Source organism: Vibrio sp. 2096, assembly GCF_033339595.1.
In the GTDB taxonomy this organism is placed as follows: domain Bacteria; phylum Pseudomonadota; class Gammaproteobacteria; order Enterobacterales; family Vibrionaceae; genus Vibrio; species Vibrio alginolyticus.
In genome coordinates this window covers 309071-321334 of record NZ_JAWOUX010000003.1, presented here as the reverse complement: position 1 = coordinate 321334, position 12264 = coordinate 309071, and the positions used below count along the sequence as shown (strand labels likewise).

General features: G+C 42.7%; 13 protein-coding genes. 3 read left to right on the top strand and 10 right to left on the bottom strand.

All coding sequences use genetic code 11. The features are described 5' to 3' along the window. Positions 1-448: 448 nt before the first annotated feature. Positions 449-700, top strand: coding sequence for a YgjV family protein (locus tag R7Q41_RS07705; RefSeq protein ID WP_005376619.1), 252 nt, complete (start codon positions 449-451; stop codon positions 698-700). 88 nt (positions 701-788) lie between these two features. Here the strand turns inward: R7Q41_RS07705 and R7Q41_RS07700 are convergent, their stop codons facing one another. Continuing rightward, on the bottom strand, positions 789-1070 hold the full coding sequence (locus R7Q41_RS07700) for a DUF2218 domain-containing protein (RefSeq protein ID WP_005376622.1): 282 nt from the start codon (positions 1068-1070) through the stop codon (positions 789-791). 41 nt (positions 1071-1111) lie between these two features. Beyond that, a complete protein-coding gene (locus R7Q41_RS07695; protein WP_065275235.1) occupies positions 1112-3118 on the bottom strand; it encodes a TonB-dependent siderophore receptor in 2007 nt (668 codons plus the stop codon). A 116-nt stretch (positions 3119-3234) separates the two neighbouring features. On the opposite strand from R7Q41_RS07695, the gene R7Q41_RS07690 reads away from it, so the two are divergent. Both R7Q41_RS07690 and cueR read left to right on the top strand, forming a co-directional pair. Then, positions 3235-4203 (top strand): helix-turn-helix domain-containing protein, encoded by a 969-nt coding sequence (locus R7Q41_RS07690; protein WP_005382609.1) that lies wholly within the window; start codon positions 3235-3237, stop codon positions 4201-4203. A gap of 87 nt (positions 4204-4290) precedes the next feature. After that, positions 4291-4677 carry a Cu(I)-responsive transcriptional regulator gene (cueR, locus tag R7Q41_RS07685; RefSeq protein ID WP_005376627.1) on the top strand — a complete coding sequence of 129 codons (387 nt, stop codon included), beginning with the start codon at positions 4291-4293 and terminating at the stop codon, positions 4675-4677. A gap of 42 nt (positions 4678-4719) precedes the next feature. Here the strand turns inward: cueR and vctC are convergent, their stop codons facing one another. From vctC to R7Q41_RS07645, 8 genes are all read right to left on the bottom strand, one after another. Beyond that, positions 4720-5475, bottom strand: a complete 756-nt coding sequence (vctC, locus tag R7Q41_RS07680; protein WP_005376629.1) for an iron chelate ABC transporter ATP-binding protein VctC — start codon at positions 5473-5475, stop codon at positions 4720-4722. Positions 5476-5477: 2 nt separating this feature from the next. Further along, entirely contained in the window at positions 5478-6428 is a 951-nt protein-coding gene (vctG, locus tag R7Q41_RS07675; protein WP_005376631.1) for an iron chelate uptake ABC transporter permease subunit VctG, read from the bottom strand. Further along, a complete protein-coding gene (vctD, locus tag R7Q41_RS07670) occupies positions 6421-7356 on the bottom strand; it encodes an iron chelate uptake ABC transporter permease subunit VctD (RefSeq protein WP_017820306.1) in 936 nt (311 codons plus the stop codon). The genes vctG and vctD overlap by 8 nt, the downstream gene beginning before the upstream one ends. 22 nt (positions 7357-7378) lie before the next feature. Continuing rightward, positions 7379-8287 (bottom strand): siderophore ABC transporter substrate-binding protein, encoded by a 909-nt coding sequence (locus R7Q41_RS07665; RefSeq protein WP_065275234.1) that lies wholly within the window; start codon positions 8285-8287, stop codon positions 7379-7381. Between the two features lie 163 nt (positions 8288-8450). Next, complete coding sequence (locus R7Q41_RS07660; RefSeq protein WP_005382613.1) at positions 8451-9131, bottom strand: Crp/Fnr family transcriptional regulator; 681 nt, start codon at positions 9129-9131, stop codon at positions 8451-8453. A gap of 134 nt (positions 9132-9265) precedes the next feature. Next, positions 9266-9997, bottom strand: coding sequence for a nucleoside phosphorylase (locus R7Q41_RS07655; RefSeq protein ID WP_017635382.1), 732 nt, complete (start codon positions 9995-9997; stop codon positions 9266-9268). 10 nt (positions 9998-10007) lie between these two features. Then, positions 10008-10739, bottom strand: a complete 732-nt coding sequence (gene pnuC, locus R7Q41_RS07650) for a nicotinamide riboside transporter PnuC (protein WP_025767870.1) — start codon at positions 10737-10739, stop codon at positions 10008-10010. A 499-nt stretch (positions 10740-11238) separates the two neighbouring features. After that, the gene (locus R7Q41_RS07645; protein ID WP_065275231.1) at positions 11239-12261 is read right to left on the bottom strand and encodes a substrate-binding domain-containing protein; all 1023 of its coding nucleotides are present in this window, start codon (positions 12259-12261) and stop codon (positions 11239-11241) included. Positions 12262-12264 lie beyond the last annotated feature (3 nt).

The following is a 12264-nucleotide window of genomic DNA, read 5'->3' as shown; positions in this document are numbered from 1 at the left end:
CATAAATTGCAGGACAAAATGCAACGATAAAAAAGTGGCTTACGATATGAATCCCCGCACACCACGAGTTCGGTTTTGTTCTGATATACAGCAAAAAAAACACGAGCAAGCTAATAATAAAATACATAAACACAGCACTTGAAAATAATTATCATTTTCAATCATATGTAAATATTCCCTTACTTTCAATGGTGTTTGAGCTATTAATGTCATCGTTATTATCAATCAACACAATAAGTAAAATTATCAGTAATTCCAGTCCTAAACGTTTGCGTAATCGCTAACCTTCTCTTAACCTTGATTTGAGGCTTTTATCACGGTTTTTCCATTGATATAGTGCGTCCATACAACAAAAAAAGACCATTCGAGGCATGGAGCTTCCTCATTAATCTCAAGATGAGAAGAATTGGTACCGACAAAATTCGGCAGATTTTAAGAGGGTCAAAAAATGGACATGAATATGGTTGAGATTTTAGGTTATGCAGCTTCAATCATGGTCGCTATTTCGCTAACTATGAAAGATATTGTTAAGCTTCGTATCCTTAACTTTATTGGTTGTGCGCTATTTACTGCTTACGGACTAATGATTGATTCTTGGCCTGTAGTACTAACTAACGGTTTTATTGCTTGCGTTAACATCTACTTCCTAGCAAAAATGCAGCAGGAAAAAAAAAGCCTAGAGCCTGAGAAAGCGCAATAGCATTCAAACAATAAAAGCCCGCAAATCATAAGATTGCGGGCTTTTGCTTTTAACATTCCCTTTCTATCACAGCATCCTTAAACGAGCGCTAACGAACCCAGCTAAGTGCTAGTGTTTCTCGACGAGAAAACATGTCCACATGCGATGAAATGATCGCCTTCACCGTATTCAGTTTCTCTTCTGAATCCGCCTCACAGGTTATAGTTAAGCTAGATGCACAAAGGTTAAACTCAGCTTTTCCCGTCGGAAATGTCACCAAACCGCTATTTTCATTCCAAGTAGCAGGAACTTTTCGTCCAAAATGCCGACAAAGCGTCACTAAGTATTTGTCAGCGTGTTCGCTATCTATTCGGGTGCTTTCTTTAATCATGAACTTACTCGTTACTTTGAAACGTCCTATGAAGAACCTTGTTAGAATTGATAAGCTGCAGAGAGCTTGAAGTTGCGACCCGGCTCGTAGTCATCAAGCGTGAAGCCACGTGCAGTCCCCGAACGAGACGCATGAGAGCTGTACAACTCGTCAAATACATTATCAATACCAAAGGTCACCGACAGCCCATCAATATCAGACGGCACCCATTGAGCGTATAGATTATGCACATCATAACTTGCTTTCTTTGGCTGACCATCAAAGACGTTGTCTTCCTCTAGAACAAACATTGAGTTCCACCCGAAGATCGTTTCTAAAGCGTCTGACTGGTAATCCAAAGTTAGAGCAATGCTATCCCCCATATCAATGCTACGCCCATTGCCCCCAGCAACAGGACCACCAGTATTCTTGTTTTTGGTGTCCGACTTAGAGTAAGAAAGTTTGCTGTTAAACTTGTCGTAACCATAAGAAGCACTTGCTTCAAAGCCTTTAATCTCAACATCACCTAAGTTGTAAATCAGGTAAGTTTGAGTCGCGTTTTGGTACTGGTCTGCAATGTAATCATCAATTTCCGTTTGGAATATCGTAATATTCGCCCCAAAGAAATGCTTATCAAAGGTTTTATCAAAACGAACACCACCCTGCGTGTTCAATCCCGTTTCTGGCTTTAACCCATCCTCTAAAAATGCAACGTCTTGGTAAGCAATAAAGGTTTCCATTAGCTCTGGACCTTTAAATAGAGAGCGTGCACTCGCAAACAACGTCCAATCTTGCGTCACCGCCCATTCTGCTGCTAGAGCCCAAGTTACATCATCATAATTACTGGTTCCTGTCTCAGCTTTGCGTTTGTAATCATCAAAGCGCATACCTGCAGTAATAAAGAAGGCATCAGAGAAGAAGAACTGATCTTCTACAAACAGTGCGGTTGAAATCGCCGATTCGTCCATAAACTTACGACTACCGTAGTAACTCGAAGACGTTTTATCCATGTAGTCGAAGCCATAAGTGACTCGATTATCAAACTCACCTAACATAACATCTGACTGGAATTTGCCATTCAAACCAAAGTTTTGGTTTTTGGCGGTGTTCTTTGATAAACGGTTCGAGGGCCAACGAGGGGCCATCACCGTTTCGTCACGTTTAATTTCTGTCTCGGTATTATAAAGAGTGACGTTTCCTTGGTGTTGTTCGCCTCGCAACTCGTAACTCAAGGTAACGGTATCGCGGTCATAATCAGTAGGGATAAGTAACTTGCTCGACAGGCTATTATTTGCACTACCAGACATATCAGGACGCGGACTGTAATCTCCACTGTCTCGGTACATGTCATAAGAGAGCTCAAAACGATGGATGTCATTTAGTTCATACCCCAGCTTAGCCAGAATGTTGTAAACATCACCTGCAGCACCATAGGTTTTATTGCCATCACCATCTTCAAAATCATCACGCGTAACGTAATGGCCATAGACCATCGCATCAATGTTTTCGGACAAAAGTCCGTACAGTGTCAACGAACCTTGTTGGTTGTCGTTGGATGCATAGCCGCCATAAACACGCGCACCAAACTTTTCATCGTAACGAAGTAAGTCACGAGCGTCTTTCGTTTCAAAGTAGACCGAACCGCCTAACCCGTTTTGAGTCACAGAGTTATTACCTACCTGAATGTCCGCAGATTTGAGAATGTCAGGGTTCAACGTCAAGTTACCAATATGATGGAACATGCTCGCATGCTGAGAAGCACCGTCAAGACGAATGTCCAAATCGGTTTCGCTCAAACCACGAATCGTAATACGTTGATTCACAGAGTGTGTTCCACCAACATCCACACCGGGAATATCGCGCAGTAAATCAGACATATGATCCGCTTGCTTCAGTGACATGTCGTCCGCAAACATCGACTCAGTGTTGCTGGAAACTTTCGTTCCCCATACAACGACCTCTTCAAAATGTGACTCAGTATCTTGAGCTAAAACAGGGGTTGATAGCGCCATTCCCACTGCAAGGCAAAGGCTTGAAAGCTTGATAGGTGAACAAGCAGGGCTTTCCATAACTTCATTCCTAAATATTAATGATAATAATTCTCAGGTATAATAAGCATGAGTTTTATAAATACAAAGGCGATTTGGTTATGCGAAATCGCACAAGTGTTATGAGGAAGTGTCAAATGCAGGAAGTCACAACAAAACGAACTAAAATTGCCAAGATAGCTTTAACCCAAAGACTAGAGGCGACAGAGAAACAATGGATTGTCACGCAAGGCCAACCTTGTCAAACTCAACTGGCCGAAGGTAAGTTCCTATCATATCAGTATAATGATCAAATTTTTGTTCATGGCGGGCGTTGTCTAGAACTTATTGATTCGAATATTGTTTCTACTGCACACGCCTCACTGCTGGTCACTATTCTTTTAGAAGGTAGACTCTCGTTTGGCTACGACGATTTGCAATTTGATTTAGACGCGAGCGACGGCCCCAAGGGTGTAGTGGTGAACTTACTCAAACCTGCAAATTTTCGTCGTTCACTGCTCAAAGATAACCTCATTAATAAGATCAACATATTGGTTAAGCCCCAATGGCTAGAGGCCCGCCTTGAGCAAAATTGTAGTCATCGAGCCTTTTTTAACTCTCATCAGGCGTTTCAACAGTTGGAGCCTAACCAGACGCTATGCGAGCTGGCCGAAACGTTAACAAATAGAGAAACACCGCAAGAGTTCCAAGAAAAGCTAGAGGTCGAAAGCTTGATCTATCAAATATTACATCAAGCCACCAAGCAAATTCCTAAGAATTTCAGTGCTAAAAACAGCAGTATTGAACGACACATTGATGGTCGAATTGAGGATATTGTCAGCTATATTGAAACTCACCTTGATCAAGAACTACGCTTGGAAAAGTTGGCGAGCCAATTCTCAATGAGTGTTTCAAACCTGCAGCGTCGATTTAAACAATCACTTAATATGACCATAAACGGCTACATTCGTTTTCGACGTCTTGAGATTGCTAGGCAACATTTGGAACGTGGCTTAGTGACGATAACAGAAGCCGCCTATGAAGCCGGATACCACCACCCTTCTAACTTCACTTATGCCTTTAAAAAGGCATTTGGTGTGCCACCACATGAAGTGATTAAAGAGTAAGGAGACTCTAGGTAACTGACTGTTATTTAGGAGTGTCTTATCCACAACATCGGTATATACTCGCCTTAAACGTTATGGAGGTTAAACATGAATATTGGTGCCGTCGCGAAGCTCACTGGGCTTTCATCTAAGTCGATTCGATTATATGAAGACAAAGGGATCATATCTCCACCAGCGCGTAGCGACTCTGGCTATCGCGAATATTCAGATAATCATATTCAAGAGCTTAACTTGGTATCACGCGCCAAAAGCGCAGGCTTTTCGTTGCAAGAATGCAAAGAGTTCGTACAACTTGCTCATAACCCCAACCGCAAAAGTAGCGAAGTAAAAGCAAGAACCATGGACAAACTGAGAGAGGTTGAAGAAAAAATTGCACACCTCATGGAGATCAAAACGCAACTTGAAGGTTGGGTTTCTTCTTGTCCTGGAGATGCAGAGAGCCGATGCCCAATCATAGACGAGCTCACCAAGTAAGCCCGCCTATCTATTGATCTCGTTAAAAACGAACTAGCTCGCTTAATGATAAGTACACATGCGCTTACCGTTTAACTCTATGATGTTAAATGGCGTTTCGTAGATGTCCTCTAGCGTAGACGCTTGAATAACCTCTTCAACCGCACCACTCGCCACAACTTTACCTTTCTTAAGCGCCAATATGACATCTGAGTAACACGCCGCGAAATTAATATCATGAATCACGACCACCATAGCTTTATTCATGTCATGGGCTAACTGCTGCACAACTTTCATGATCTGAAGAGAGTGTTTGATATCTAAGTTATTAAGAGGTTCATCAAGAAAGACATAATCTGTATCTTGTGCAATCACCATAGCAATAAATGCAAGCTGTCGCTGACCACCACTTAATTCATCCAAGTATTTGTCTTGAATATCTTGCAAATCTAAGTAGTCGATCGCTTTTTCTATGACCTCATGATCTTCTTTAGTCAGATTTCCTTTAGAGTATGGGAAACGACCAAAAGAGACTAACTCTTTTACGGTAAACCGCATTGTAATCGAGTTAGCTTGGCGAAGTACTGCCAGTTTTTTCGCTAGCTCTTTTGTGTCCCATTCCGCGATTTCCTTGCAATCAATGATAACACTACCGCCATCTCGCTCCGTTAAGCGCGAGGCCATAGATAACAGCGTGCTCTTTCCCGCGCCATTTGGACCGATAATCGATGTTACCTTGCCCTTTTCAAACTGAGTATTGGCCTCGTCTACGACTTTGTTTGAACCGAAAGCCTTCGTTAATTTGTCTATTACTATCATATTTATACAACTTTGTTTTTCAGCAGCAGGTATAAGAAATACGCACCGCCGATAAAGTTAATTACGACACTCAACGTCGTCTCAAAACTGAACACGTTTTCGATTATCCATTGCCCAGCAAGTAGTGAACTGATGGATAGAAACGAACATCCGACCAATAGCGTTTTATGTTGGTAACTTCGGAACATTTCTCGGCTTAAGTTGGTCACTAGTAAACCAAAGAACATGATTGGCCCTACCAAAGCCGTAGAAATAGCAATCAAAACCGCCGAGATAATAAACACATTTCTCGTCACTTTAGGTACATCAACACCCAAACTTTTCGCATTGTCTTGGTCGAGCCAAAACACATCTAAAGTGCGATGCATCCTAAACAACAACCAACATGCAAACATCAAAGCCGGAGCACTAAAGTAAACCAAGTTCACTTTGACATTATTGAAACTGGCGTACAGTTTCGACTGAACAATTGCATATGTGTTTGGGTCCATCAGCAAAGAAAAGAATGACGCCGCATTGGAAAATAGCTGACCAAAGATCAAGCCGACCAATAGCAACGTAATCAGGTTCTTGCTGCCTTTTGAAAAGTAAAACCCAAACAGCAGTAGCGAAAACGACACCATTACAATGACTGCAATCGCGAAATTGACGTACAAGTTAAGAACTAAGGTACTCAACCCACCAAAAATCAACACGATCAAAATTTGGGTTAACACATACAGCGCATCAAAACCCATGATACTTGGCGTTAAAATTCGGTTGTGCGTAATGGTTTGAAATACAAGTGAAGACTGAGCAATGGCCACACCCGCTAGCACTATCGCCAATACTTTAGGAACTCTACGAGACAAAAAATATTGGTAGTTGTCAGCCGTTAGCCCAATACCAATAAACAGACACGCGAAAAGAATCGCAATGCCACCTAGCAGCAGGATTTTCGTTGAATCACGCATGTTGCTTACCTCGCAACAACATTGCGATGAATACCACGCCACCCAATATGCTAATCACGATAGAGATTGGCATTTCATGAGGGAAAATAATTAAACGACTCACCAAATCGCAACACAACACTAAAATGGCCCCATACATGGCCGTAAGCGGAATGTTCTTTTTGAGGTTATCGCCATAAAAGTGACTCACGAGATTCGGTACAATCAGCCCTAAGAATGGCAACTGGCCAACAATCATCACGACACTTGCTGACATGATGGACACCAATAGCACGCCAATCGTCACAACCTGCTGATAATTCAAACCCAAGTTAATCGCGAAATCTTTTCCGATACCTACGGCAGAGATCCTTGCGGCAAAAAGATAGCTGAGGATAACCATTGGTACCGCGATGTACAGCAGTTCAAAATCACCACGCAAGATGTTGGCGAAGTTTGCGACTGTCCAAGCATTCAGACTTTGAAGTGCATCATATTTGTAAGCGATAAACGTAGTCATGGATTGGATGACATTGCCGAAAATAATCCCGACAAGTGGCACAAAAACCACGCTCTTAAATTGAATGCGCTGAATAAAGAAAACAAACGCCAGCGTCCCAAATACCGAGATGCCGAACACGAGCCAAAGGTGATTATCATTACCAAAGAAAACCACGCTCAGTACATAGCCCAGCATGGCACATTCGATCGTACCAGTTGTAGAAGGTGCCGCAAATCGGTTCTGGCTGATTTGCTGCATGACAAGACCCGCAATACTCAAGCCAGCACCAGCAAGCAATATGGCAAATAAACGTGGTATACGGCTGGTAAAGAAAAGTTCTAATGCTTTCTCATCACCTGAAAAGAGTTGTTGGGGTGTCATGTTTGCAACCCCAACAAATAACGAAACCGTGCTTAAAACCACAAGGGTTAGCAATAACTTCTTCAAAGTTAACCTCTGCTATCTTGGATTACAGTTCAACGGTTTGCTTTATCTCACTGACCATTTTTTCTGTTGCTGTCACACCAGACATCGACAAGTACCAAGCGTCCACATCTAAATAGGTGATTTTATGATTTTTATATGCCGCAGTCGCTTTGACTAAGTCGTTATCCATGGATTTACGAATATCGTTATCCGGCGTACCTGTCAGAGAATTTCGGTCAACCACGAGAATATTTTTCGGGTTAGCTTCACGAATAAACTCATAAGAAATGACATCTCCGTGAGTGCCCGTTTTCACGTGCTCAACCGTTTCCAAGAAGCCAAAGTCGTTATAAATGACGCCAAATCGCGACTGGGCACCAAACGCGCTGATGTTGTCACCCATGCTTAAAATCGTTAATGCATCATTTTTGTTCGATTGGTTGTAGTCGCGGATTGCTTTGAATTGAGTATCTAACGCTTCAATTTTCTGCTCTACTTTTTCTTCGATATTGAAGATCTTACCAATATTGCGCCATTGCGCTTGCGTGCCTTCCCAATAGCCTTGGTTTTCTTTCGCCGCGAAAACAACTGTAGGGGCAATTTCACTCAGCTCTTCATATTTCGCAGACGCTCGCGGACCAACCAAAATCAAATCCGGTTTTTGCATGTAGATGGTTTCAAAATCAGGTTCAAACAAACTACCCGCAGAGGTGTAGTTATCTTTGCTGTATTTTGAAAGGTAACTAGGAAGATTAGACGAGTTAGATACTGCAACAGGATCGATACCAAAGTTGTCCAGCGCATCTAGCGGGCCAAAGCCAATCACAACCACACGCTCTGGGGATTGTTCTAGCTCTGTTTGACCCATGTAGTGGTCAATCACAACTTTAGCAGCGAAAGAAGGAGAAACAGTAAATAACGACAGCATAGCCGCACCGACGAATTTTTTCATTTTGTTAAGCCTTAATGAGATCTATTATCATACGCGTTCGCAATATAACGCTACTCTTTAATGCATTCAACAAAATTTAAGGTACTTTACATTAGTTACGTTTACTCAAGACTTAGATATATCAAAGACTTATAAAACCCATCAGTTCCAATACCTGGGCGTATCATTCATGCGCTTCAATAAACGCTTTGAGTGCCAGCTCATCAATAATCTCCAAACCGTTGTCCGTTTTTGTAATCAATCCCTTTTCAATCAAGTCCTTAACTGCACGTCGATAGACTCGGCCTGAGGTACCAAACCGCTCAGCCTCTTGGTTCACTTTATCAAAACCACCAAGCAGCTTATCCGTCTGATTACGGACGAGAAGATCATAGGCAATGTTGTAAGTAATGGGATGCAACAAACGATTAGTGTAGATATCCATGGAGTCTTGATAATCCTCAGCCAATGCTGAAGCGAAGAACACCATCATTTGGGGATGATTTTGCAGTGCTTCGGTTAGTTTTTGGATACAGATAACATCAACCTGCATATGTTCATCTGCTATCACATTCCATTGACAAGGAGTCTGAGTGAAGAACTCCATTTCACCATAAATATGATAGTCGCAGTTAGCTTCCCCTAATTGAAAACGTCGTCCATTTGCGGCCAATATGTTCATCGAGACTCGACCTACTGGCACAACATACAAGTACTGAAGTTGCTCACCTTGGCGGAGAATTGCTTCCCCAGCATCAAAGTAACGCGAATTTATTTGGCATTGATAAATCAAATCGCGAAAGGTGGCACTCTTTTCTTCAAGGTATGTTTTGAAGCGACCAGTCGGATAAGGGCTGATTTTCATTTTCTGCTCTCTCAGAACAAGTTACGGACAACTATTTAAGATGGATTGTACCCCGTAACTCCAAATAAAAAAGCGACAGTGACCTGTCGCTTTACATCTATTCTGTTTATGTGACTTACTGAGATAGAGACTGGCTAACGCTGAGCAACCAAGGCTTCTAATGCCGTAATCGCGGCGCTCTTCTCACCTTGCATCATTACTTTGGCCTCATCAACGTACTGACCAACCCCTTCTTTCACATCTTGTTGATACAGCACCACGTTGTTTAATATCGAAGCCACATGAAGGCCTCGTAGTCGACCGACCGTAAACAGCGCAGAGGTTTCCATATCGGCACCTAAGATGCCTTTCTTGTTCCAATGTTGGCATATTGCATCTTCGTCATCGGTATAGAAACTGTCGTGAGAACGCACCACACCAAAATGATAATGCACTTTTTGCATCGACAAGTAACGCTCAACTTCCTTTAACAGTGAAAAGCTTGCGTAGGCTGGATAAGACGAATCGACATACGCTTTAGAGCCGCCCTCATCTCTTACCGCGCCTTCGGCAATGATCAACTCGCCAAGATGAATGCCTGATTGCATTGCCCCCGCAGATCCAACGCGTACCACATGAGTCACACCGCACTGTTTTAGCTCTTCCACTGCGATGATCATCGATGGCGCACCTATACCTGTACTACATACTGAAACAGGCTTGCCTTTGTAGTTGCCGGTAAACACACGGTACTCGCGGTTTTCCGACACCATTTCTGCATCATCAAATAATGCCGCGATACGATTCGCTCGATCTGGCTCGCCGCATACAATAACGAGGGGAGCGATTTGTGTTTCATCCACTCCGATATGAGGTTGTTTGGCCATTTTTCGTTCCTTACGCAGCAGCGTGCGCTAAGGTTTTATCGCCATTGCGCTTAGCGCTACGAGCCCACTCACGCGTGCCATTGGCAGCGATGAACATAAGAATCGCGTACTGAACAGACATTGCGTAAACACCTTGCGTCGCGTAGATACCCACACTGATAATATTAATCACAACCCATAGAATCCAGTTTTCGACGTATTTACGTGTCATCAGAATTTGTGCAACAACAGAAAGTACTGTCATGGTTGCATCCCAGAACGGGAACGCGTCAGGTTCAAGCACCGGTTCAGCCAAGCCAGCACCAAAGAGATTCAAGCTATCAACAGCAATGTTTGCTAGCGCAAAGAAAAATGGGTCGATATAGATCGTTAATAATGCGATACATGCAACGCTAATAGAGGCAGTAGTAATAAGTTTCTGTTTATTTAACCAGCGAACCTCCAGCGTTTCACCTTGTGCGTTTGGACGAGTCCACGCATACCAGCCGTAAATGTTCGCACAGAAGAAAAACAATTGAAGAAGCAATAATCCGTATAACTGAATTTGAAAAAAGATAACGGCAAAAAGCGTGACATTCAGCAAACCGAATAAGTAGTTGATGGTTTTTTCTTGGCTGGCAAACCAAATGCAAAGCAGTCCAAAAACGGTACCGAAAGCTTCGATCCAGCTCATTGCGTAGCCGTCGCCAATCGGAATGTTAACGAGAGTATTATTAATATCGAGTAAGGCAAAGAGGTCCATAACATGTCCTTTATTATTTTGTTTGGAATACGCTTATATTAGAGCGTGATCCCCAACAAAAAGGAGGACATTTGTCCTCCTCTTGATGCACTCGATCATAATTCAGTCCAATGTTTACTTGAAAGCAATAAATGATGCTATTGAACGATGTTGGAAATAGACCTGCCTATGAATCCAAGCCTAGATAGCGTTTTTTGAATGCAGAAGCTGATGCAAATAAAGCTGACGCCAAAAGTGTAATAATAAAGCCAATTGCGTACTCAAATGCTTCATTAACCAGTAGCTGATAGCAGCTCACAAAAAAAATCAATACAACTGTAATAACATTAACTCGGTGAAACCAAGGGTGTTTTACAGATAACTTAGCGTAACCTTTTGATAACATTTAACTAATCCGCCAGACAACAATTAATAGTTTTATTTATAATCAAGGACGATAGTAAGGCTTTATCGTATAAAGAGAAACGACTTTTTTAATTTTTTAGCTCAACATCACACGTCATTCAGTGACGTTTGACTTTAACCTCTTGACGCTTTTTCGTTCCACTAGAGCCGGTTCTAATTGTACGACCTGTGCCTCTGTTGACTTTTCATCCAACTTTCGGACAAGAGTCTCAACGGCAGCCTGCCCCAAACGGTACTTAGGCTGATGAATGGTAGTTAGCGATGGCGACATAAATTTCGCGATATGGATGTCATCGTAACCAATAATGGACAGGTCGTCCGGCACTTTAATATCGAGCTCATTTGCGGCGTTAATCACCCCCATCGCCATCATATCGTTAGAGACGAAAATCGAGCTAGGTAATGCGCCACGCTGAGCCATTTTTTTGAACGCTTGATACCCACCCTCACACTCGAAGTCCGATTCAATGATCCAATTGGCATTAAATTCCAAGCCCGCTTCGTTCATTGCTCGCTTATAACCTTCGTATCGCATTTGCGCTTGGTGTTTAATCAAAGGGCCAGTGATGCACCCAATTTCGGTATGGCCGCAATCAATTAAGTATTTCGCCGCTAAGTAACCGCCACGAAGTGAGTTGTCTTGGATTTTATCGCTTGTAAATAGCATCGGCCCCCAGTCCATTACCACTACTGGGATATCTGGGTAACGCTCAAATACATCGATACGCTCTCCTTCTAGCGACGAACACATCAAAATCAAACCATCGACACGCTTTTGCAATAGCGTATTAATGGATTGACGCATACGTTCGTTATCACCCTCGGTGTTACATAAAATGAGGCTGTAGCCTTTTTGGTAGCAGCTGCGCTCTACGCCTTTTACGACTTCGCCAAAGAATGGGTTGGTTGAGGTTGTCACGAGCATACCAATGGTTTTGGTACGATTGACTTTGAGGCTACGCGCCAACGCAGAGGGCGCGTAGTAGTTAAGCTCTTTTGCGGCATTGTTAACGCGTTCAGAGATCTCTTCGCTCACAAAACGCGTCTTGTTAATAACATGGCTCACTGTTGAAGTGGAAACCCCTGCCAGTTTTGCGATGTCTTTCATCGTCGCCATGTT

Excerpts from the sequence above, each read along its gene's own strand:
- R7Q41_RS07665 (WP_065275234.1), bottom strand. The coding sequence starts at position 8,287 with ATGAAAAAATTCGTCGGTGCGGCTATGCTGTCGTTATTTACTGTTTCT.
- R7Q41_RS07660 (WP_005382613.1), bottom strand. The coding sequence starts at position 9,131 with ATGAAAATCAGCCCTTATCCGACTGGTCGCTTCAAAACATACCTTGAA.
- R7Q41_RS07645 (WP_065275231.1), bottom strand. The coding sequence starts at position 12,261 with ATGGCGACGATGAAAGACATCGCAAAACTGGCAGGGGTTTCCACTTCA.
- R7Q41_RS07690 (WP_005382609.1), top strand. The coding sequence starts at position 3,235 with ATGCAGGAAGTCACAACAAAACGAACTAAAATTGCCAAGATAGCTTTA.
- R7Q41_RS07695 (WP_065275235.1), bottom strand. The coding sequence starts at position 3,118 with ATGGAAAGCCCTGCTTGTTCACCTATCAAGCTTTCAAGCCTTTGCCTT.
- R7Q41_RS07655 (WP_017635382.1), bottom strand. The coding sequence starts at position 9,997 with ATGGCCAAACAACCTCATATCGGAGTGGATGAAACACAAATCGCTCCC.
- vctG (WP_005376631.1), bottom strand. The coding sequence starts at position 6,428 with ATGCGTGATTCAACGAAAATCCTGCTGCTAGGTGGCATTGCGATTCTT.
- vctC (WP_005376629.1), bottom strand. The coding sequence starts at position 5,475 with ATGATAGTAATAGACAAATTAACGAAGGCTTTCGGTTCAAACAAAGTC.
- R7Q41_RS07700 (WP_005376622.1), bottom strand. The coding sequence starts at position 1,070 with ATGATTAAAGAAAGCACCCGAATAGATAGCGAACACGCTGACAAATAC.
- pnuC (WP_025767870.1), bottom strand. The coding sequence starts at position 10,739 with ATGGACCTCTTTGCCTTACTCGATATTAATAATACTCTCGTTAACATT.
- cueR (WP_005376627.1), top strand. The coding sequence starts at position 4,291 with ATGAATATTGGTGCCGTCGCGAAGCTCACTGGGCTTTCATCTAAGTCG.
- R7Q41_RS07705 (WP_005376619.1), top strand. The coding sequence starts at position 449 with ATGGACATGAATATGGTTGAGATTTTAGGTTATGCAGCTTCAATCATG.